General features: G+C 52.8%; 22 protein-coding genes and 1 other RNA gene. 13 read left to right on the top strand and 10 right to left on the bottom strand.

Annotated features, from left to right (window positions below; genetic code table 11):
* Window positions 1–4 precede the first annotated feature (4 nt).
* The 4 genes from NG99_RS14265 to smpB all read right to left on the bottom strand — a co-directional run bounded on the left by NG99_RS14265 (window position 5) and on the right by smpB (window position 3,774).
* Entirely contained in the window at window positions 5–1,465 is a 1,461-nt protein-coding gene (locus NG99_RS14265; RefSeq protein ID WP_034894050.1) for a VPA1262 family N-terminal domain-containing protein, read from the bottom strand.
* Window positions 1,466–1,467: 2 nt separating this feature from the next.
* On the bottom strand, window positions 1,468–2,685 hold the full coding sequence (locus NG99_RS14260; RefSeq protein WP_034894046.1) for an integrase domain-containing protein: 1,218 nt from the start codon (window positions 2,683–2,685) through the stop codon (window positions 1,468–1,470).
* A gap of 193 nt (window positions 2,686–2,878) precedes the next feature.
* Window positions 2,879–3,242, bottom strand: a transfer-messenger RNA (tmRNA) gene (ssrA, locus tag NG99_RS28290).
* Between the two features lie 49 nt (window positions 3,243–3,291).
* Window positions 3,292–3,774 (bottom strand): SsrA-binding protein SmpB, encoded by a 483-nt coding sequence (gene smpB, locus NG99_RS14255; protein ID WP_034894043.1) that lies wholly within the window; start codon window positions 3,772–3,774, stop codon window positions 3,292–3,294.
* 158 nt (window positions 3,775–3,932) lie between these two features.
* On the opposite strand from smpB, the gene NG99_RS14250 reads away from it, so the two are divergent.
* Entirely contained in the window at window positions 3,933–4,367 is a 435-nt protein-coding gene (locus NG99_RS14250; protein ID WP_034894040.1) for a type II toxin-antitoxin system RatA family toxin, read from the top strand.
* Complete coding sequence (locus NG99_RS14245; RefSeq protein WP_034894037.1) at window positions 4,360–4,647, top strand: RnfH family protein; 288 nt, start codon at window positions 4,360–4,362, stop codon at window positions 4,645–4,647. Before NG99_RS14250 ends, NG99_RS14245 begins: the two co-directional genes overlap by 8 nt.
* Window positions 4,648–4,687: 40 nt before the next feature.
* Here the strand turns inward: NG99_RS14245 and bamE are convergent, their stop codons facing one another.
* The 3 genes from bamE to nadK all read right to left on the bottom strand — a co-directional run bounded on the left by bamE (window position 4,688) and on the right by nadK (window position 7,820).
* Window positions 4,688–5,038, bottom strand: coding sequence for an outer membrane protein assembly factor BamE (gene bamE, locus NG99_RS14240; RefSeq protein WP_034894034.1), 351 nt, complete (start codon window positions 5,036–5,038; stop codon window positions 4,688–4,690).
* A 153-nt stretch (window positions 5,039–5,191) separates the two neighbouring features.
* Window positions 5,192–6,853 (bottom strand): DNA repair protein RecN, encoded by a 1,662-nt coding sequence (gene recN / locus NG99_RS14235; RefSeq protein WP_034894031.1) that lies wholly within the window; start codon window positions 6,851–6,853, stop codon window positions 5,192–5,194.
* A gap of 88 nt (window positions 6,854–6,941) precedes the next feature.
* Window positions 6,942–7,820 (bottom strand): NAD(+) kinase, encoded by an 879-nt coding sequence (nadK, locus tag NG99_RS14230; protein ID WP_034894100.1) that lies wholly within the window; start codon window positions 7,818–7,820, stop codon window positions 6,942–6,944.
* Between the two features lie 124 nt (window positions 7,821–7,944).
* Between nadK and grpE the strand changes: the two genes are divergently transcribed.
* On the top strand, window positions 7,945–8,526 hold the full coding sequence (gene grpE / locus NG99_RS14225) for a nucleotide exchange factor GrpE (RefSeq protein WP_034894028.1): 582 nt from the start codon (window positions 7,945–7,947) through the stop codon (window positions 8,524–8,526).
* Window positions 8,527–8,574: 48 nt separating this feature from the next.
* Here grpE and ung read toward each other — a convergent pair whose 3' ends face one another.
* Window positions 8,575–9,255 carry a uracil-DNA glycosylase gene (gene ung / locus NG99_RS14220; protein WP_034894024.1) on the bottom strand — a complete coding sequence of 227 codons (681 nt, stop codon included), beginning with the start codon at window positions 9,253–9,255 and terminating at the stop codon, window positions 8,575–8,577.
* Between the two features lie 287 nt (window positions 9,256–9,542).
* Between ung and grcA the strand changes: the two genes are divergently transcribed.
* Complete coding sequence (gene grcA / locus NG99_RS14215; protein WP_034894021.1) at window positions 9,543–9,926, top strand: autonomous glycyl radical cofactor GrcA; 384 nt, start codon at window positions 9,543–9,545, stop codon at window positions 9,924–9,926.
* A 245-nt stretch (window positions 9,927–10,171) separates the two neighbouring features.
* On the opposite strand, the gene srmB is transcribed toward grcA, so the two are convergent.
* Window positions 10,172–11,500 (bottom strand): ATP-dependent RNA helicase SrmB, encoded by a 1,329-nt coding sequence (gene srmB, locus NG99_RS14210; RefSeq protein WP_034894018.1) that lies wholly within the window; start codon window positions 11,498–11,500, stop codon window positions 10,172–10,174.
* A gap of 132 nt (window positions 11,501–11,632) precedes the next feature.
* On the opposite strand from srmB, the gene trmN reads away from it, so the two are divergent.
* Window positions 11,633–12,370 (top strand): tRNA(1)(Val) (adenine(37)-N(6))-methyltransferase TrmN, encoded by a 738-nt coding sequence (gene trmN, locus NG99_RS14205; protein ID WP_034894015.1) that lies wholly within the window; start codon window positions 11,633–11,635, stop codon window positions 12,368–12,370.
* On the opposite strand, the gene nadB is transcribed toward trmN, so the two are convergent.
* The gene (nadB, locus tag NG99_RS14200) at window positions 12,371–13,972 is read right to left on the bottom strand and encodes an L-aspartate oxidase (RefSeq protein WP_034894011.1); all 1,602 of its coding nucleotides are present in this window, start codon (window positions 13,970–13,972) and stop codon (window positions 12,371–12,373) included.
* 470 nt (window positions 13,973–14,442) lie between these two features.
* Here nadB and rpoE point away from each other — a divergent pair, with 470 nt between their 5' ends.
* The 8 genes from rpoE (at window position 14,443) to era (ending at window position 21,917) form a co-directional block, all read left to right on the top strand.
* The gene (gene rpoE, locus NG99_RS14195; protein WP_034894009.1) at window positions 14,443–15,018 is read left to right on the top strand and encodes an RNA polymerase sigma factor RpoE; all 576 of its coding nucleotides are present in this window, start codon (window positions 14,443–14,445) and stop codon (window positions 15,016–15,018) included.
* 30 nt (window positions 15,019–15,048) lie between these two features.
* Entirely contained in the window at window positions 15,049–15,705 is a 657-nt protein-coding gene (rseA, locus tag NG99_RS14190) for an anti-sigma-E factor RseA (protein ID WP_034894005.1), read from the top strand.
* Window positions 15,705–16,661 (top strand): sigma-E factor regulatory protein RseB, encoded by a 957-nt coding sequence (rseB, locus tag NG99_RS14185; protein WP_034894002.1) that lies wholly within the window; start codon window positions 15,705–15,707, stop codon window positions 16,659–16,661. Before rseA ends, rseB begins: the two co-directional genes overlap by 1 nt.
* Complete coding sequence (gene rseC, locus NG99_RS14180) at window positions 16,658–17,122, top strand: SoxR-reducing system protein RseC (protein ID WP_034894000.1); 465 nt, start codon at window positions 16,658–16,660, stop codon at window positions 17,120–17,122. The genes rseB and rseC overlap by 4 nt, the downstream gene beginning before the upstream one ends.
* Window positions 17,123–17,410: 288 nt before the next feature.
* Window positions 17,411–19,210 (top strand): translation elongation factor 4, encoded by a 1,800-nt coding sequence (gene lepA / locus NG99_RS14175; RefSeq protein ID WP_034893998.1) that lies wholly within the window; start codon window positions 17,411–17,413, stop codon window positions 19,208–19,210.
* Window positions 19,211–19,236: 26 nt separating this feature from the next.
* Window positions 19,237–20,199, top strand: coding sequence for a signal peptidase I (lepB, locus tag NG99_RS14170; RefSeq protein ID WP_034893995.1), 963 nt, complete (start codon window positions 19,237–19,239; stop codon window positions 20,197–20,199).
* A 135-nt stretch (window positions 20,200–20,334) separates the two neighbouring features.
* Window positions 20,335–21,015: a ribonuclease III gene (gene rnc, locus NG99_RS14165; protein ID WP_034893992.1), complete on the top strand. Its 681-nt coding sequence runs from the start codon at window positions 20,335–20,337 to the stop codon at window positions 21,013–21,015.
* Complete coding sequence (gene era, locus NG99_RS14160; RefSeq protein ID WP_034893990.1) at window positions 21,012–21,917, top strand: GTPase Era; 906 nt, start codon at window positions 21,012–21,014, stop codon at window positions 21,915–21,917. The genes rnc and era overlap by 4 nt, the downstream gene beginning before the upstream one ends.
* Window positions 21,918–21,919 lie beyond the last annotated feature (2 nt).

The following is a 21,919-nucleotide window of genomic DNA, read 5'->3' as shown; positions in this document are numbered from 1 at the left end:
AAATCTATGTACAGGCTCGGAAAATAATAAACCGGTCATGAAAACCCCATCCGTTATTTCCTGTCTTGCATCTAAACTCTAAATTCAAAGTCTTAATTGTCTCAACGGGTAAGGCTGTAAAGCTTTCTTTATATTCACTTATGGTTTGAAGTGCTTTTGATTCATAAATTTCGCATGATGAGGTTTGATCCGAATCTGGTGGTACATCTAATGAACTGATTGCTTTCATAATTGAATTTGAGTGTGTATTGAGCAATAATGTGTCAAATATATCTTGAAAGCTTAAATAAGGATCCCATAACCAGACCGCATGCTGACCATATTTATTGATTAAATAAACCAAATCTTTAAGAGCTTCACTCTTTGATTGATTTTTATTAATTCCTTTTGAGTTGTATTGAACGAAATTACGATTTTCCTTTAACTCGGCACTACTACTGTCATAGATTCTTTTTTTGGTCCAGTTAGTTATTATTTTTTTTTGCTCGGTTTTTTTTACATAACTATCTGGCTTCAATACACTTATTACTTTAGATGTTCCATTGTGCGTTAATACCCTTTCCTCAAATGTAGATACTGTAGTGGTTATTCTTGCATCAGGAGATATAAAAGCCGATGGTCTGGTTCTAGCTAGTATGAAATTATTTTCAGGATCCCAAACAGTGCCGATATGAGCACGTTTATTTGCAATTGGCAAAGAAATGTTAGGTTCATCTCGTTTTAGAATTTTAGTATAGTAGCCTTCGCAGATGTTATCAGTTTCACTTAAGTGACAGTTTATTATCAAGTCTCTTTTTCGAGCATTTTCATGCCAAGCTATGTTGCAAGTTAATGAGAATATCTCATTATTTTTTTCTAACCCAAAATAGGCCATTAAAATAGTGCTAGGTATTTGCAGTAAAAAGTTACCTATTCTGTCTGAAACACTTGAAATCGATATTGGTAGAACCTCATGTATACTTTCAGATAGCCTTTGTAGGGCTTGCGGAGATGATAACAATTCTTGGTGGTTTTCTTTATCAAAGTCGAACCATTCAAAAACATAACTTCCATTATTGAAGTTATTCTTCAATAAGTTGTTTATTGGCACTGTCTCATATGAATCAGGAGAAACAAAATATTTATCAATTCTTTTTAGGTTTATAATGTCTTTTTGCTTTTCATCCCATACTCCAACTTGAGTTAAATCCTCTAATCTTTGTCCGATTTTATCAATTTCAATATAATATCTCTTAATACCAAATTTCCAGCCCTTAAGACGGCTTATAGAAAACAATTTTTTTGTTAAAAAACTTTCCTCAGTGGCGACCGGATTTTTAATATTCTCAGCCACCATTAGCGTTAGAATATTACTAATCTTTTTATCGGGCGATAATGAGAACACTTCTGTTACCTCAATAATATTATTGAAGCCAAGTATTCCATCCTCTAATGCTATCTCAATGTCATTAATTGTATTTTGCATGATTAATGATTACCATGATTTTTAACGATGCTACATTCATGAATACTCTCTCCCCACCATTCCATTAACTCTTTTCTTTTTAATAAGTATGTAGAACGATTGTAAGCACGTCTTACTTCATTTTTATCGCTATGAGCTAAGGCTGCTTCAATTACATCTGCGTTAAATCCGGCTTCATTCATTGCTGTGCTGGCTATTGAACGTAAGCCGTGGGCAACTAATTTACCGCCATAGCCAATCCGCTTTAAGGCAGCATTTGCAGTTTGGCTGTTCATAGGTTGTTTTGGGTCATTCCTACTAGGGAAAATATTTTCACGATGAGCACTGATAGGTTTCATCACATCCAGAATTTCTATTGCCTGAGGTGATAAAGGAACGATGTGTTCTCGCTTAGCTTTCATCCGCTCTGCTGGGATTATCCATAATTTCGCATCGAAATCGACCTCAGCCCATTGAGCACCAGAAGCTTCCGAAGGACGGACTAAAGTCAGTAGCTGCCATTCAATTAGACAGCGAGTCGGAACTGACAGATTAGACATTACCAATGAGCGCATTAGTTTTGGCAATTCCTCCGGTCGGAGCGTGGGCATATTTTGTTTTTCTGGCTTTTCGAAAGCCATCCCGACACCAGAAGCTGGGTTTGCATCAATCAAACCGGTATTTACCGCGTAAATCATAATCTCATTAATGCGCTGCACTAAGCGGCGAACTGTCTCAAGCGCCCCGCGAGCTTTTATTGGCTCCAGTGCTTCAACGATCGTTCTGGCCTTGAGTGCCTGAACAGGAATCACACCGATAGCAGGAAAGACATCCTTCTCCAGCGATCGCCAAATATCCTTCGCGTAATCCTCAGTGACGCTTTTGCTTTTAAGCAGGAACCACCTCCCGGCCACAACCGAAAAAATGCTGTCCAGTTCGATTTGGCGTTGCTCAGAAACTTCCTCTTGCTGCTTCTGCGGGTCGATCCCTTGTGCAAGCTGCGTCAGATATTGGTCACGCATTTGGCGTGCCACAGCGAGCGTTAGGGCAGGGTAAGAGCCTAGACTGAGATTCGTGCGACTGCTGCTATCTGGCCGCTGGTAGCGAAAACGCCACAGCTTTTTACCTGATGTTTTGACGAGCAGGAAAAGGCCGTCACCATCATGCAGTGTGAAGTCTTTCTCTTGAGGCTTAGCTTTGAGGATTTCGTTATTGGTGAGTGGGCGTGTCATCCGCGCCATGACTGGTTTCCGTCCATAATTGGTACACGTTTTTGGTACACATTATAACGTGTACCAATTCGTGTACCAATTATCTCTGGATTCAGGCGGATCGTCTCGGAAGGTTACAGACACAAAAAAGCCCGCAGGGCTTGCGCCGTGCGGGCTCTCAGGACTTCATCGGATGACTCTGGTAATCACCGATGGAGAATTTTGGTGGAGCTGGCGGGAGTTGAACCCGCGTCCAGAATTACTACACCTTCGGCACTACATGCTTAGTCCAGTCTTTACATTCGCCGGTCAGCTGCGAACGGACACGCCACTGACAAACTAGCCTGATTGGATTTAATGCTTCAGCCCCAGGCAGGACATCCACACGATCTCTTTTAGGTTTGACCTCTCTTGATCCCCGTCCTAAGAGCGGAGGCTAGGGAGAGAGGGCTCTGAGCAGGTTATTAAGCTGCTAGTGCGTAGTTTTCGTCGTTTGCAACTATTTTTTTGCGGCTTTTAACGAGGCAAACCGCCCCTCGGCATGCTCCTAGGGCTTCGCAAATCCTGTCGAATCCAGAATCAGCCCCAAGTACTGTGAAGCAGTATAGCAGAAAAACCTGTCGCTACGCCAGAGGCTTAGCGATTGGCGTGTTTCATAATACGTGCTTTGTCGGTCTTCCACTCGCGATCTTTAATGTCATCACGCTTATCGTGTTCTTTCTTACCTTTGGCAATGCCGATTTTCAGCTTGGCCCAGGCATTTTTCCAGTATAGAGACAATGCCACGACGGTGTAACCATCACGATTGGCTTTGGCAAACAGCGTCGCCAGCTCGCGCTCTTTCAGCAGCAGCTTGCGGGTGCGAGTCGGGTCGCAGACCACATGTGTGGATGCGCCAATCAGCGCCTGGAAGGTGGCGCCAAACAGAAAGGCTTCGCCATCACGCAGCATAATATAGCTTTCGCTGATGTTGGCCTTACCGGCGCGGAGCGATTTGACTTCCCATCCCTGGAGCGACAGACCCGCTTCGAACTCTTCCTCAATGAAGTATTCATGGCGGGCCCGCTTGTTCATGGCAATGGTGGCGGAACCGGGTTTATGTGCTTTTTTCTTAGTCATAGTGCCACTTAGTTTACATGAAGCAGTGATTGAAGGCATCCCCTGTAACAAACGAGACGGGGAAAAGCGCTAGTTTAGCAGAAGGCTGGCGGCTGAGAATTTTTGTTTGCCTGCCGGCGATGGTATTATTGGAAAGTTGAAGATTAACAGGAAACGTTATGTCTCAGATTAGTCGCTCCGCGCTAGTGCCCTACAGCGCTGAGCAGATGTTCCGGCTGGTTAACGATGTGGATGCCTATCCAGAATTTCTACCAGGGTGTACCGGCAGCCGTATTCTTGATGCCAGCGAACAACAGATGACGGCATCGGTCGATGTTTCCAAGGCCGGTATCAGTAAAACGTTCGTCACGCGCAATACGCTGACTGACAACCAGAGCATTCATATGCAGCTGGTAGATGGGCCTTTTCGCAAGCTGACCGGCGGCTGGAATTTTATTTCGCTGAGCGAAGACGCCTGCAAGGTTGAGCTGAATCTGGAGTTTGAATTCACCAACATGCTGGTGGAAATGGCCTTTGGCCGCATCTTTAAAGAACTTGCCAGCAGCATGGTTCAGGCGTTTACCAAACGCGCGAAAGAGGTTTACAGTGCCTGATATCGTAGTTGAAGTGGTCTACGCATTGCCAGACAAGCAGTACCTCTATACGGTCAACGTAGAAGAGGGCAGCACGGTTGAAGCGGCGATTAAAGCCTCCGGGTTGCTGGAGCTCAGAAGCGATATCGATCTCGCCAGCAATAAGATCGGCGTCTTCAGCCGTCCGGTAAAACTCGCCGATGAAGTGCACAGCGGCGACCGTGTCGAGATTTATCGTCCGCTGCTGGCCGATCCAAAAGAACTCCGCCGTCAGCGCGCCGAGCGCGCAGCAAAAAAATAAGGCGCGTCAGCGCCTTACTATTTCATCAGCCAGCCTGCGATTAACCGCTTTTCTTACCGGTGAGGGCAGGCTTGTTATCAATATTGGTCAGCGTACCGCTGCTGTCGAAGGTCAGCGTCAGCGTTTGCTGGGATACCGGCTCATGGCCTGGTTCCTGACGGAACACGTAATACCAGACGTTGCTACCAAACGGGTCGCGCATCATCGGCGTGCCCAGGGTGTATGCCACCTGCTGTTGCGTCATGCCGGTATGAATTTTGGAAACGTCATTCGCAACCAGGTAGTTGCCCTGGTTGATATCTGGCCGGTAAACCACTCGCTCCAGAGTGGAACATCCAGCGGTCATCATCAGAAGAACCACCGCAGCAGCAGTCAGCGTTTTACAGCGCATAAGTATCTTTATTCCTTTTCGGGCCAACAATCTGGCTGCATCGAACATTCGCTACGATGACAGCGTAAGAAGACGATGATAATAAACCTTTCCGCAGTTTGAAACCTCTACGAAGCAAGGATATGACCACAGCAGGCCAAAAAAGTGCGGCAATCAGGCAGCTAAAAGCTCCTTTGCGTTTGCCAGCGTGTTGCGGGTGACCTCGCTACCGCCCAGCAGACGGGCCAGTTCCTGTAGGCGCGCCTTCTTATCGAGCGGCCGCATATGGGTTTCAGTCATCTCGCCATCGGTCTCTTTGCTGACGAAGAAATGCTGGTGACCACAGCCAGCCACCTGCGGCAGGTGGGTTACGCACATAACCTGAGTCGATTCGCCTAACTGACGAAGCATCTGGCCGACGACGGCCGCCGTTGGCCCGCTGATACCGACATCAACCTCATCGAAAATCAGCGCTGGCGTATCCATTTTACGCGCGGTAATCACCTGAATAGCCAGCGCAATACGCGAAAGTTCGCCGCCCGACGCCACTTTCGAGAGCGGCTGCAAGGGCTGCCCTGGGTTAGTGGTAACGCGGAAGTCGATGCGGTCGGCACCTTCGGCGGTGAGATGTTCGGCATTAAACTGCACCTCAATACCCAGTCGACCATGCGGCATTGAGAGGGCGTGCATACTCTCGCCAATCAGCCTGCTGAGCTCTTCTGCGAAGTGCAGACGGCGCTGATGCAGCTGCCCGGCGCACTCCATCGCTGTGCGATGATGGCGGGCCACGGACAGCGCCAGCCCCTCCTGATCGCTCTCCTGCTGATTCAGCAGGTTCTGCTCCTCCAGCAGCTGCTGATGAAACGCCGGCAGCTCCTCAGGAGAAATATGATGCTTGCGCGCCAGGGCAATCTGCCGCGACAGGCGCTGCTCCAGCTCGTGCAGACGGTTAGGGTCCAGCTCCAGCCGTTCACAGTAGTGGCGCAGTTCGTCGCTGGCCTCGCTGAGCTGGATCGAGGCTTCCTCAAGCAGCGTCGCGATGCCGCTCAGCTTGTCATCCATGGTCAGCAGCTCGCCGAGCAGCTGTTGCGCGGTATAAAGCTGATGCTGCAAGGTGTTGCTCTCGCCGTCGGCCAGCAGCATCAGCGCCTGCTGCCCGGTGGAGAGTAGCTGTCCGCTGTTAGCCAGAAGCTTGTACTCTTCATCGATGGCTTCGTACTCGCCAGCCACGGGCGCAAACTCGTTCAGTTCCTTCAACTGGTATTGCAGCAGCTCGCGGCGCGATTCGCGCTCCTGTGAGAGCTGCTGATGCAGCGCAAGCTCACGGCAGCTCTGGTGCCACGCGCGGTAGCTGGCCGCCATGTCCTGCATCAGGCCCGTTTCCCCGGCATAGCCGTCGAGCAGCGCTTTCTGATGTTCTGGTTTAAGAAGAAGCTGGTGGGCGTGCTGGCCGTGAATTTGGATCAGCAGCTGGCCGAGGTCGCGAAGCTGAGAGAGGGGAACCGCCGTGCCATTGATAAAGCCGCGTGAGCGGCCATCGCTGCTGATCACGCGGCGCAGCAGGCACTCATTGCCTTCATCCAGCTGATTATCGAGCAGCCACGCCAGCGCCGAAGGCGTGTCCTTCAGAGAGAAGCGCGCGCAGATATCGGCGCGGGAGGCGCCCAAACGAACCATATCCGCTTCCGCCCGACCGCCCAGGCACAAGCCAAGCGCATCAATAGCAATAGATTTCCCAGCGCCGGTTTCTCCGGTGATGGCGGTCATGCCGCGCTGAAAATCGATTTCAAGTTCACGAACAATCGCAAAATTACTGATGGTCAGTTGTGCCAGCATAGTTAGCGTTCCTGTATGAAAACACAGATGTGGTTTTTCATACAGTATATACTGGTTTTATAACCAGTAAAGCGGCTGGCGCTGGTTTTTAAAACAATTTTTTTGACCAGCCGAGCTTCGAGCTTAACGTATTGAAATAATTGTAGTTCTGCGGGTGAATCAGGTTGAGGTGATCGTCATTGCGGCGAATCAGTACGTCTTCCCCTTCCTGAATGGGCAGCGCAATCTGGCTGTCGCAGCTCACTTCAAGGTCGCTGCGCATGTGGGAAAAACGCAGGCGAATAGTGCTGCTACTGTTGATCACCAGCGGGCGTGCGGAGAGCGTATGCGGAAACATCGGCACAATCGCGATAGCATCCAGAGAGGGTGTTAAAATGGGACCGCCCGCGGAGAGCGAATAGGCCGTAGATCCGGTCGGCGTGGAGATAATCAGGCCGTCGGAACGCTGTGAGAAGGCGAACGACTCATCAATATAGACTTCGAACTCAATCATGTGGGCAACTTTACCCGGATGCAGCACCACTTCGTTGATGGCGGTGCCAACGCGGGGTTCGCGTCCCTGGCGGCATACCTGAGCCTCCAGCAGGAAGCGGCTTTCGGTAATGTATTTCCCCTCCAGCACGTCAGCCAACTGCTGCTGCGCGTTGTCCGGGTCGAGGTCGGTCAGAAAGCCAAGGTTGCCGCGGTTAATGCCAATAACTTTAATATCGTAGCGCGCCAGCACGCGTGCCGCCCCGAGCATATTGCCATCGCCGCCCACCACCACGGCCAGGTCAGCCCGCTGACCTATTTCGGCCAGCGTGCCGGTCTCCACGTCCGACAGATTCAGCTCGCGGGCAATCTGCTGCTCGATAATGACCTCGTAGCCTTTTGTCGTCAGCCAGCGGTAGAGCATCTCGTGCGTCGTCAGTGCGGTAGGATGGCGCGGTTGACCCACAATACCGATGCAGTTGAAATGTTTGTTCATGATGCTGGCGTTCCTCATGAGGTAAACTACCTCTGACAATGTAACGGGTTCCCTTGAAACCGCAATTCTGATCCCCATAATAAGCGAACCAGCGAGATGAATGTGCATAAACGCGGAGAAATTCATGAGTAGTAAAGAACAGAACACCCCAAACGAGCAAGTCTCAGACGAAATTGAGATGGAGCAGGCGCAGAACCAGGACGCAGAGACAGCCGAAGCGGTGGATCTGCGTGATGAGCGCATTGCCGAACTGGAAGTCCAGCTGGCGCAGTCTCAGGGGGGCGTGCGCGAGGCCCAAATCCGTGCCCAGGCGGAAGTCGAAAATATTCGTCGCCGTGCTGAACTGGACGTGGAAAAAGCGCATAAATTTGCGCTGGAAAAATTCACCAACGAGCTGCTGCCAGTGATTGATAGCCTGGAGCGCGCGCTGGAAATGGCCGACAAGTCCAATCCCGAGCTGACTTCAATGGTTGAAGGGATTGAGCTGACGCTGAAATCTCTGCTCGGCGCGGTGCGTAAATTCGGCGTGGAAGTGATTGGCGAAGTCAACGTGCCTTTCAACCCGGAGCTGCATCAGGCGATGTCGATGATGGAATCTGATGACGTGGCGCCTAACCATGTGATGATGGTAATGCAGCGTGGCTATACGCTGAACGGCCGTCTGCTTCGCCCGGCAATGGTTGCGGTCGCGAAAGCTAAAGCGTAAGCGGCCAGCTGGTAAAAAAAAGCACCTTCGGGTGCTTTTTTTGTGCGCTTATTCCGGTAAAACCGGCTGCCAGTCGATGGGCGATTCGCCTCGCTGCGCAAGCCACTCGTTGGTACGGGAAAAATGACCGCTGCCAAAGAAACCGCGATGAGCAGAGAGCGGGGAAGGGTGAGGCGCCAGCAATACGTGATGACGTTTGCGGTCGATAATGCTGCCTTTTTTCTGCGCGTGCGATCCCCACAGAAGAAATACCACGCCTTCGCGATGTTCATTGATGGCGCTGATAACGTTATCCGTAAAGGTCTCCCAGCCAAACTTTGCGTGCGAATGCGCATTGCCGCCTTCAACGGTCAATACCGTGTTCAGCAGCATCACGCCCTGCTTCGCCCAGCTTTCAAGAAAGCCATGCTGCGGGCGCCTGAAGCCGGGGATATCCGTCTCCAGTTCTTTATACATATTCATTAATGAAGGCGGCACGGCAACGCCGGGCAGCACGGAGAAGGCCAGACCGTGAGCCTGATGAGGACCGTGATAAGGGTCCTGGCCGAGGATAACCACTTTGATCTGCCCCAGCTCCGTCAGGCGAAAGGCATTGAAAACGTCCTTCTGCGGCGGATACACGGTTTTCCCTGCCGCGCGCTCGTTGGCAACTTTAGTCAACGTTTCAATGAAATAGGGCTTCTCTTTTTCCTCTGCCAGCACGTCGTGCCAGGTCAGCGTATTGACCATCTTGGCCTCCTTTTGATTTTCAGCCATCTAGCTTAGCGTGGATCCGTAGCCGGTAAAACTTAAAAAAAAGTTGATATTTTACAAAAAAATATTAAACCCCGGCTGAGGGAAAATTGATATAAATCATCAGGTTGTCTGAATGTACCTTTTGGCGGTTTAGCGTAAATTGATTTTGGTCAAGGAAGCGGCGGTGTGAGGCTGATATACAGATTGAATAGGATCAAAAAAATCCCACCCTTTCTCAATCGCTGATGCAATCAGCACCGAACTGCCTGGGAGGCAAAATCATGATTACCGGAATTCAAATTACTAAAGCATCCAATGCCGGTCTGCTGAACTCATTCTGGCTGCTGGATGATGTAAAAGCTGAGGCGCGCTGCGTCTGCGCAAAAGAGGGTTACAACGCGGATCAGGTTGTGCCAGTCAGCGATCTGGGCCAGATCGAATACCGTGAAATTCCGCTGGAAGTGAAGCCTGAAGTGCGCGTGGAAGGTGGACAGCATCTGAACGTTAACGTCCTGAGACGCGAAACCCTACAGGATGCGGTTGAACACCCTGAAAAATATCCGCAGCTAACCATTCGTGTTTCAGGCTACGCCGTGCGTTTCAATTCGCTGACGCCTGAGCAGCAGCGTGACGTGATTGCCCGTACATTTACCGAAAGTCTGTAACAACACGGTTAAAAACACGCGCTTTATGTTGGGGAAACATGGCGCGTGTTGAAAAAAACATCAGCGCTTAATTTTTTCAACGCATTGAAAAATAAGCAGGAAATGGCACCGCTCTTGTGGCTATGCTTGTCGTCTCCCGGTAAATGCTCCGTCTCAGGATTAACATCACGCAGACAGCGCATTTCACTGAATGAAAGCCATAAAAAAACCGCCTGACGAGGGCGGTTTTTTGTTGTGCGGTGTAATTATTCAGCACTGTCCGTTTTAGCGGCCGTTGGCTTACGGCGCTTACCAATGTTTTTGGTATTGCGGTGGCGCTCTTTCACGCGCGGCTTCGCCTCTTTCTGTTCGTTCTCTTTTTTCTCTTTGCGTTTGGCCAGCACTTTCTTCGACGGTTTGCCATTTAGCTTTTCGCTTGGCGGACGGGTTGTCGGGCGCAGCTCATCAATGGTTCGCGATTTCAGCGGCTCTTTGATGTAGCGGGTAACTTTGCCCAGCAGCAGATTGTCGTGCGCTTCAACCAGAGAAATGGCGATGCCTTTTTTGCCAGCGCGACCTGTACGCCCGATACGGTGCAGATAGGTATCCGAAGTTAGCGGCATATCGAAGTTGAATACGTGGCTGACATCATCGATATCAATACCGCGCGCCGCCACATCGGTAGCAACCAGTACGTTCACCCGGCCATCGACTACGCGTTTAATCGCTTCGTTACGCTTAAATTGCTCCAGTTCGCCTTCCAGATAGCTGGTATTGATACCCGCTTCACGCAGCCAGCCGCACAGCTCGTGCACACGCTCGCGCTTGCGTACAAATACCACTGAACGGGTGACCTCAGGCTGCTTCAGCAAGTGGATCAGCAGCGCGGTTTTATGCTTAATGTCATCTGCGCGGTAGTACCACTGGAGGATTTTCTTGCGCTCGCGCCGCGCCGGATCAGCTTCGATTTCTTCGGGGTCGTTCAGCAGACGCTCGGAGAAGTCTTTAATAGCATCCCCTTCCAGCGTGGCGGAGAACAGCAGCGTCTGTTTGCGCCAGCGCGTCTCGGCCGCGATGGTTTCGATATCCTGAGCAAAACCCATGTCCAGCATTCGATCCGCTTCATCCAGGATCAGCGTTTCTACCGCACGGCAGTCAAAATTCTCTTCTTTGATGTATTGCAGCAGGCGGCCGGTGGTGGCGACCACCACGTCCTGGTTTTCGCTGAACACTTCCGCGTGGTTCATAAACGCGACGCCGCCGGTTATGGTCGCGATATCCAGATGGGTGTGTTTCGCCAAATCACGCGCCTGGTCAGCAACCTGCATCGCCAGTTCGCGTGTGGGGGTGACGATCAGAATACGCGGCGGGCCGGATTTCTTACGAGGGAAATCAAGAAGATGCTGAAGCACCGGCAGCAGATAAGCCGCCGTTTTGCCTGTACCGGTTGGTGCCGAACCCAGAACGTCACGACCCTCCAGTGCAGGCGGGATCGCAGCGGCCTGGATAGCCGTAGGGCGAGTGAAGCCCTTTTCCTGCAAAGCTCTCAGCAGGCTTTCATCAAGTTCGAGTTCGGAAAAAGTGGTTACAGTCATGGTCTACCTCAGTTTGGGGCGCTGATTATAGACAGATTGAACGCGATCTTCATCTGTTTGTGTGGTCTGAATGACTTTTCCTTACGGGTTTATTGTCCTATGCTAGCGCCGTTATCACTTCAGGTCAGTCAAATGTCTCAACAGAAAACCGTTCTGCGCGCCAATGGGTTTACCTTCAAACAATTTTTCGTCGCTCACGATCGCTGTGCGATGAAGGTGGGAACCGATGGCGTTTTGCTGGGTGCCTGGGCACCGGTTGCCGGGGCGCAACGGGTGCTGGATATTGGCACTGGCAGCGGGCTGATCGCGCTAATGTTAGCGCAGCGGACCGGGCAGGATGTGGCGATCGATGCCGTTGAGCTGGACGAGCAGGCCGCCGGACAGGCGCGGGAAAACGCGGCGGCGTCGCCCTGGGCGGAGCGTATTCACATCTGGCAGGACGATATCCGCCACTGGTCAAAAAATGCCGAACAGCGCTATTCGCTGATCGTCAGTAATCCACCCTATTTTGTTCCCGGCGTTGACTGTGCCAGCCCTGAGCGTGCTGCAGCCCGTTATACCACGGATTTGACGCACGATGTGCTGCTGGCCTGTGCGGAAGCGTTGATTACGGAAGACGGTTTTTTCTGCCTGGTGCTGCCTGCGGCGGCGGGGGATAAGCTGGTGGAATTTGCCCGGCAGCGCGGATGGCATCTGCACTGCCGCACGGATATCTCCGACACCGAGATGCGGCCGCCAAACCGGGTTTTGCTGGCTCTGTCACCCAAGCCGGGGGAACTGTTTATTGACCGGATGACCATTCGCGGGCCGGACCACAACTACTCGGAAGCGCATTGCAGTCTGACTCGTGACTTCTATCTGTTCCGCTGATTAAGGCGACAGAAAGGTCGGTTTTGCCTCGTCGAGCAGCTGCGGATAGTCGAGCGTGAAGTGCAGGCCCCGGCTCTCTTTACGCGCCATCGCACAGCGGACGATCAGCTCGGCGACCTGCACCAGGTTACGCAGTTCCAGCAGATTATTAGAAATGCGGAAGTTGGCGTAATACTCATCAATCTCCTGTTGCAGCATGTTGATGCGGCGCAGCGCTCGCTCAAGACGCTTAGTCGTGCGCACAATTCCCACGTAGTCCCACATCAGCAGGCGCAGCTCGTGCCAGTTATGCTGGATCACTACCCGTTCGTCGGAATCATCGACGCGGCTTTCATCCCACTGCGGCAGCTTCTCCGGCAGGGAAGCTTCGCGCAGATGAAGGTTAATGTCTTCCGCCGCAGACCAACCGTACACCAGGCACTCCAGCAGGGAGTTTGAGGCCAGGCGGTTAGCGCCATGCAGGCCGGTGTAGCTGACTTCGCCAATGGCATACAGCCCGGCAATATCCGTGCGTCCGTGCTGGTCGACGACCACGCCGCCGCAGGTATAGTGCGCGGCAGGGACGATAGGGATCGGCTCTTTAGTCAGATCGAAGCCGAGCGTAGTTAACTTTTCATCGATCGTTGGGAAGTGCGCGCGAATAAACCCGGCCGGTTTATGGCTGATATCCAGATACATGCAGTCCGCGCCAAGTCGTTTCATCTCATGGTCGATAGCGCGCGCTACGATATCGCGCGGGGCTAACTCAGCGCGCTGGTCAAAGTCAGGCATAAAGCGGCTGCCGTCAGGTCGCTTAAGTACCGCGCCTTCACCACGCAGCGCTTCCGTCAGCAGGAAGTTGCGGGCATCCGGGTGGAACAGGCAGGTGGGATGGAACTGATTAAACTCCAGGTTGGCAACCCGGCAGCCTGCGCGCCAGGCCATCGCAATGCCGTCGCCAGAGGCCACGTCCGGGTTAGTGGTGTACTGATAAACCTTTGCCGCGCCGCCGGTAGCCAGCACCACGGAGCGAGCCCGGCAGGTTTCAACTTTTTCCCGTTTGCGATTCCAGATATAGGCACCCACTACGCGGCGCTCGCCCGGCAGGCCGATTTTATCCGAGACTATTAAATCAACCGCGTTACTGCGTTCGATAATATGAATGTTGGGATGGCTCAGCGCCTGGCTGACCAGCGTGTTTTCTACGGCGCGGCCGGTGGCGTCGGCGCTGTGTAAAATTCTGCGGTGGCTGTGACCGCCTTCACGGGTCAGGTGATAACGCTCATCGGCGTTGTCCGGGTTTTCCTTATCAAACAACATGCCGTTATCGATCAGCCACTGGACGCAGTGGCGCGCATTGCTGGCGATAAACGAAACCGCCTGCCGATCGCACAGCCCGCCGCCGGCAATCAGCGTGTCTTCAACATGGGATTCAATGCTGTCAGTTTCATCGAATACGGCGGCAATCCCGCCCTGCGCGTAGAAAGTTGAGCCTTCGCTTACCGGTCCTTTACTCAGGACGGTGACCCGGTGTTTTTCAGCCAGCCGCAGCGCCAGCGTCAAGCCAGCGGCGCCGCTGCCGACGATCAGCACGTCACAGCTGTAGTCAGAGGAAGTTGTCATGATGTTTAATTTACTAAACAGGTGGTTTGCTGAGCATAGCACCCAATTTCGGCCTGAAAAAAGTCTTTTTGTTTGTCAACCGGGAAAGTGTGAGCTGGCCTGTGTTTTGATAATGTAAGGATGGCGTCAAACTGCATCTATTTATGTTGAATAAGATTTAATATTGCGAATAGTCTGGAATTCCGGTGATTTTAGGATGAAATAGCAGGCTTCATGGGGTACTCTGCGGCGTTGTCGGGACTCTTTTGTCTACGGGCAGAAGAGCAAAGGGGCAGTGGCTGCTTAAATCAGTCAGAAATCATAAAAATGATCGCTGGTTTATCCTTTCCCGACAGGACATCACAAATATAATGGCGCAATGGAACTTTACTCATGATGACCACTCAAAGCGGATGCTTGCTCAAAAAAAATGAGTTATTGCGGGTAGTTCATAAACGCGTGGAAAAAGATTTGGGGAGACTTTACCTCGGATGAGCGAGCAGTTAACGGATCAGGTTCTCGTTGAGCGAGTACAAAAAGGAGATCAGAAGTCGTTCAATTTACTGGTGGTTCGCTACCAGCATAAAGTGGCGAGTCTGGTGTCCCGCTATGTGCCCTCTGGAGATGTGCCTGATGTAGTGCAGGAGTCATTTATCAAAGCCTATCGCGCGCTGGAATCTTTCCGCGGCGACAGCGCCTTTTATACCTGGCTCTACAGGATCGCCGTGAACACGGCCAAAAATTACCTTGTTGCTCAGGGGCGTCGTCCTCCCGCCAGCGATGTGGACGCGATCGACGCAGAAAACTTCGAAAGTGCAGGCGCATTGAAAGAAATTTCGAACCCTGAGAACTTAATGTTGTCTGAAGAATTGAAACAGATAGTTTTTCATACCATTGAGACGCTCCCTGAAGATCTCCGCATGGCGATCACCTTAAGGGAGATAGATGGCTTGAGCTACGAAGAGATAGCCGCCATCATGGATTGCCCGGTGGGTACGGTACGTTCCCGTATTTTCCGCGCTCGAGAAGCTATTGATAATAAAATTCAACCGCTTATCCAACGCTAGCAATGGCGTATACAGGAAGGGTACTGAGGCATGCAGAAAGAACAACTTTCCGCTTTAATGGATGGTGAGACTTTAGATAATGAAGTTTTATCCGCATTGTCTAAAGACGCTACGCTGCAAAAGAATTGGGAAAGCTATCACCTGATTCGCGATACCCTGCGGGGCGATGTCGGTCAGGTTATGCATTTCGATATTGCCGCACGCGTTGCAGCCGCCATCGAACTGGAGCCGGTTAACAGAACTACGCAGCTGATCCCTGAATCGCAGCCGAAACCAGAGCGCTATGAAAATATGCCGTTCTGGCACAAAGTGCGTCCGTGGGCGGCACAGATCACTCAGGTTGGCGTTGCGGCCTGCGTCTCTCTGGCGGTGATTGTCGGCGTGCAGCATTACAACCAGCCGCAGAGCGGTCAGAGCCAGTCCGACTCGCCGGTGTTTAACACGCTGCCGATGATGGGACAGGCGTCTCCCGTGAGCCTGGGCGTACCTTCAGCCGATAGCACCAGCGTTAATTCGAATGCGACCCAGCAGGTTCAGGATTCGCGTCGTCGCGTTAACGCGATGCTGCAGGACTACGAGCTGCAGCGACGTCTCCATTCAAACCAGCTCCAGTTTGAGCAGGCACCCGATCAGCAGGCCGCTGTTCAGGTTCCGGGTAATCAGTCGTTAGGAATTCAGCAGCAGTAATGAAGCAACTTTGGTGTGCCGTCAGCCTTATGGCTGGCAGCCTGATGTACTCCAGTGTCGCCCCGGCGGAATCAACCACCTCCGGGGCGTTGTTGCAACAGATGGAGCAGGCCAGCCAGTCTCTCAGTTATGAACTCGCCTATATCAACGTTTCGCGTTTAGGGATTGAATCTCTACGCTACCGTCACGCCGTGCTCGATAACAAAGTCTATGCGCAGCTGCTGCAGATGGATGGCCCGCGCCGTGAGATCATTCAGCGAGGGAGCGAAGTCAGCTACTTCGAACCTGGGCTGGAACCGTTTACCCTCACCAGCGACCATATTGTCGATTCGCTTCCCCCGCTGGTTTACGCCAATTTCCGTCAGCTCGCCGATGACTATGATTTTGTTCCGGTAGGGCGGACGCGCGTTGCCGATCAAATCTGTGAAGTCATTCGCATCGTCGCGCGGGATGGGACGCGCTACAGCTACATCGTCTGGCTGGACAACGACACCAAGCTGCCGCTGCGGATCGATTTGCTGGACCGCGATGGTGAAACGCTGGAGCAGTACCGTGTGGTCAGCTTTGCGGTAGACGAGGGCGTTAACGCCATGATGAGAGGGCTTGAAAAAGCCACCTTACCAACGTCACTCTCCATACCACCGGTTGAAAATGTCACCTTGAACTGGAAGGCTGGCTGGCTGCCCGACGGGATGAAGGAAGTGACCCAGAGCCGTCGCCAGATCCCATCGCTGAATAAGCCGGTGGAGTCCCGACTCTATTCTGACGGTCTGTTCAGCTTCTCGATCAACGTCAGCGCAGCGGATAAAAACAGCACTCCGCAGCTCTTGCGCAATGGGCGTCGTACGGTGCAGACTGTGGTGCATAACAACACAGAAATCACCGTGGTTGGCGAAGTGCCTCCCTCAACCGCCAAGCGTATAGCAGACGCGATCACTTTAGGGACGACACCATGATGCGAGAGTGGGCCACGGTAGTGTCGTGGCAGAACGGCGTGGCGACGCTGCATTCCGAAATGAAAACCTCCTGTAGCAGTTGTTCGGCGCGCAAGGGGTGCGGCAGCCATATGCTGAATAAGCTTGGGCCGAAAAATGCGCATGTGATGAAAGTGGCGAGCGTAACGCCGCTGGAAGCCGGCCAGCGCATTGAGCTGGGAATTGCTGAAAAAAGCCTCCTCAGCTCTGCGCTGCTGGTGTACATGACGCCGCTGGTTGGCTTATTCATTGTCGCTGGCCTGTTTCAGGCGCTGTTCCACAGCGATCTTGCCGCTGCCTGCGGCGCGCTGCTTGGCGGTATGGGCGGCTTTATCGTGGCCAGAGGGCTCTCCAGCTGGCTCGGCAAATCGGCCACTTTCCAGCCGGTTATTCTCAGCGTCGCTCTGCCAGCCGATGCGCTGCGCGTTGAAACCGACGTTTGAGCCAGCGCGCTATCTCGCTGAATTCCTCAATCAGGCCGCCAGAGCGGCCTTTTTATCATCTCTCTTGCAACCAGCGCATTTTACCGGCGGGGCTACAGTCAGATCCGCAGGCGAAATGACATAATCCTTTGCGAATTTGATGACCGACCAGCTATGTGAATTCTTTCGTGGCGGGGGCTAACAGTGTAAGATGCGTGCTCATTGATGGCGGGTACATTGCAGGAAGTGTTGATAGCTGTGTCCACCGCGAGAATTAAACCGAACGTTTAAGCGAAAATATTCATATAAATGAAGCATATAAGAAACTTTTCTGTCATCGCGCATATCGATCACGGCAAATCAACGCTCTCTGACCGTTTGATTCAAATTTGTGGTGGCCTGACCGAACGTGAAATGGCTGCGCAGGTTCTGGATTCGATGGATCTGGAACGCGAGCGTGGCATTACCATCAAGGCGCAAAGCGTAACCCTCGCTTACCACGCGCCGGACGGTGAAACTTACCAGCTCAATTTTATCGACACCCCAGGACACGTAGACTTCTCCTATGAAGTTTCGCGCTCGCTGGCGGCCTGTGAAGGTGCATTGCTGGTGGTGGATGCCGGGCAGGGCGTTGAAGCCCAGACGCTGGCTAACTGCTATACCGCAATGGAAATGGATCTGGAAGTGGTACCGGTGCTGAATAAGATCGATCTGCCTGCGGCGGACCCGGATCGGGTTGCTCAGGAAATCGAAGACATTGTTGGTATTGATGCTACGGATGCGGTGCGCTGCTCGGCAAAAACCGGCGTGGGCGTACCGGACGTTCTCGAACGTTTAGTGCGTGATATTCCGCCGCCGGAAGGCGATCCTGAAGGCCCGCTACAGGCGCTGATTATCGATTCCTGGTTTGATAACTACCTGGGTGTGGTCTCGCTGATCCGCGTTAAGAACGGCACGCTGCGCAAAGGTGAAAAAATTAAGGTGATGAGTACCGGCCAGGTATATAACGCCGATCGCCTTGGCATCTTCACCCCTAAGCGCGTCGATCGCGATGCGCTGCACTGTGGCGAAGTAGGCTGGCTGGTTTGTGCGATTAAAGACATTCTTGGCGCGCCGGTTGGGGATACGCTGACGCTGTCGCGTAATCCGGCGGAGAAAGCGCTGCCGGGCTTCAAAAAAGTGAAGCCGCAGGTTTACGCCGGACTGTTCCCGATCAGCTCAGACGATTATGAATCCTTCCGTGATGCGCTGGGCAAACTCAGCCTGAACGATGCTTCCCTGTTCTACGAACCAGAGAGCTCAACGGCGCTGGGCTTCGGCTTCCGCTGTGGCTTCCTGGGGCTGCTGCACATGGAGATCATTCAGGAACGTCTGGAGCGTGAATACGATCTGGACCTGATCACCACGGCACCAACGGTAGTGTACGAAGTGGTGACCACCGCAGGCGAAACCGTCTACGTGGACAGCCCGGCCAAGCTGCCGCCGCTGAACAACATCGAAGAGCTGCGCGAGCCCATTGCCGAGTGTCACATGCTGATGCCGCAGGAGTTCCTCGGCAACGTCATCACTCTGTGTATTGAGAAGCGCGGCGTGCAGACCAACATGGTTTACCACGGTAACCAGGTTGCGTTGACCTACGAAATCCCAATGGCGGAAGTGGTGCTGGACTTCTTTGATCGTCTGAAATCTACCTCCAGAGGTTATGCCTCGCTGGACTATAACTTCAAGCGTTTCCAGGCTTCCGACATGGTGCGCGTGGATGTGCTGATCAACGCCGAACGCGTTGATGCGCTGGCGCTGATCACTCACCGTGACAACGCGCAGTACCGCGGTCGTGACCTGGTTGAAAAAATGCGTGAGCTGATCCCGCGTCAGCAGTTTGATATTGCAATTCAGGCGGCGATTGGTAACCACATTATTGCCCGTTCTACCGTCAAGCAGCTGCGTAAAAACGTCCTGGCGAAATGCTACGGCGGTGACGTGAGCCGTAAGAAAAAGCTGTTACAGAAGCAGAAAGACGGTAAGAAACGAATGAAGCAGGTGGGTAACGTTGAGCTGCCTCAGGAAGCGTTCCTTGCAATTCTCCACGTTGGTAAAGAAAGTAAATAAAGCCCTAAGGCTACGAGGGAACTGGAATGGCTAATATGTTCGCCCTGATTTTGGCGATAGCGACCTTGATCACCGGAATTATCTGGTGCATTGATAAATTCAAGTGGGCACCAGCCCGCAAGGCCCGGCTGGCTGAGGCTACCGCGCAGGTTGACGGTCCGGCAGTGGAGGTTAAAGCCGCTAAACAGCCGGGCTGGGTGGAAACGGCCGCGTCCGTTTTCCCGGTACTGCTGCTGGTGTTTGTCGTGCGTTCGTTTATCTACGAGCCTTTCCAGATCCCTTCGGGTTCGATGATGCCGACGCTGCTGATTGGTGATTTTATTCTGGTGGAGAAGTTTGCCTACGGCATTAAAGATCCTATCACCCAGACTACGCTCATCCCAACCGGACAGCCTAAGCGCGGCGACATTGCGGTCTTTAAGTACCCGAAAGACCCGAGCCTGGATTATATCAAGCGCGTTGTCGGCCTGCCGGGCGACCACGTCAGTTACGATCCGCAGAGTAAAACGGTCACCGTCAATCCAGCCTGCGCCGGGCAAAGCTGCGACAAAGCGGTGCCGGTAACCTACTCGGACGTGGAACCAAGCGACTTTATCCAGACCTTTAGCGGCTTTGACGGTAACGAGGTCGGCAACGGCTTCTACCAAATGCCGCAGGGCGAATCGATGCAGGGCGGGCTTCGTCTGGCGACCCGTGAAGAGACGCTGGGCGATGTGACTCACCGTATTCTGCTGGTGACTCAGGCACAGAGCCAGGCCAGTTCGTACTATCAGCAGCCTGGCCAGCCTCAGTCAAGCTGGGTGGTGCCGCAAGGCATGTACTTTATGATGGGCGACAACCGTGATAACAGCGCAGACAGCCGTTATTGGGGCTTCGTGCCGGACAGAAATCTGGTTGGCAAAGCGACAGCCATCTGGATGAGCTTTGATAAGCAGGAAGGGCAATGGCCAACGGGCGTGCGCCTTAGCCGCATCGGTGGTATTCACTGAGAATGCCTGCGGGCAGAGCGATAAAACGGATGGTTGCCCTTGCGGGCAGCCACTGCACACGAAACAGCCTAGCGTTGGCCTGTCCAGCCCTGTTCCGTGTGCAGAATAATTGACGCATTCAGATACTGGTAACACATGAACCCCATCGTAATTAACAGGCTCCAGCGAAAGTTGGGCTACACTTTTAGCCATCAGGAACTGTTGCAGCAGGCGCTTACTCACCGCAGCGCCAGCAGCAAACATAATGAAAGACTGGAATTTTTGGGCGATTCCATCCTCAGCTACGTGATTGCTAACGCGCTTTATCATCGTTTTCCTCGCGTTGATGAAGGTGACATGAGCCGTATGCGCGCCACGCTGGTGCGCGGCAACACGTTGGCGGAAATGGCCCGTGAATTTGATTTAGGCGAGTGCCTTCGTCTTGGGCCTGGTGAGCTGAAAAGCGGCGGGTATCGCCGTGAGTCGATCCTTGCCGATACCGTTGAGGCGCTGATTGGCGGCGTTTTCCTGGATAGCGACATTCAGACGGTGGAAAAGCTGATCCTCGACTGGTACGCCAGTCGGCTGGAGCAGATCAGCCCAGGCGATAAGCAAAAAGATCCGAAAACGCGTCTGCAGGAATATCTGCAGGGTCGCCATCTGCCGCTGCCCTCCTATCTGGTGGTGCAGGTGCGTGGCGAAGCGCATGACCAGGAATTTACTATTCACTGCCAGGTAAGCGGCATGGCCGATCCGGTTGTAGGAACCGGGTCCAGCCGTCGCAAAGCTGAGCAGGCAGCGGCTGAACAGGCGCTGATTAAGCTAGGACTTGAATGAGCGAACAAACCCCCCATTGCGGCTTTATTGCTATTGTAGGCCGCCCAAACGTCGGGAAATCCACCTTACTGAACCAGCTGCTGGGGCAGAAGATCTCGATCACCTCGCGCAAGCCGCAAACCACGCGCCACCGTATTATGGGCATCCACACCGAAGGGCCTTATCAGGCGATCTACGTGGATACCCCGGGCCTGCATATGGAAGAAAAGCGGGCGATTAACCGCCTGATGAACCGTGCGGCCAGCAGCTCCATCGGCGATGTTGAGCTGGTCATTTTCGTGGTGGAAGGCACCCGCTGGACCGCCGACGACGAAATGGTGGTCAACAAGCTGAAGGACGGTAAGGTGCCGGTTCTTCTGGCGATCAATAAAGTCGACAACATCACTGACAAGAGCATTCTGCTGCCGCACATGCAGTTCCTTAGCGAACAGATGAACTTTATGGACGTGGTGCCGATCTCCGCCGAAAGCGGGAAAAATGTTGATACCATCGCGGCCATTGTGCGTAAGCGCCTGCCGGAAGCGGTTCACCACTTCCCGGAAGAGTACGTCACCGACCGCTCACAGCGCTTTATGGCGTCCGAAATCATTCGCGAAAAGCTGATGCGTTTCCTCGGCGCGGAGCTGCCTTACTCGGTGACCGTTGAGATTGAGCAGTTCGTGACTAACGACCGCGGGGGCTATGATATTCACGGCCTGATCCTGGTTGAACGTGAAGGCCAGAAAAAAATGGTGATTGGCAACAAAGGCGCCAAAATTAAAACCATCGGCATTGAAGCCCGTAAAGATATGGAAGAGATGTTCGAGATGAAAGTACATCTTGAACTGTGGGTAAAAGTGAAGTCCGGCTGGGCAGATGATGAGCGTGCGCTGCGTAGCCTGGGCTACACCGACGATCTTTGAGC

This window comes from Erwinia typographi (genome assembly GCF_000773975.1).
Lineage (GTDB): Bacteria > Pseudomonadota > Gammaproteobacteria > Enterobacterales > Enterobacteriaceae > Erwinia > Erwinia typographi.
The sequence above is the reverse complement of the archived record's forward strand: the minus strand, read 5'-3'. Positions and strand labels throughout refer to the sequence as shown.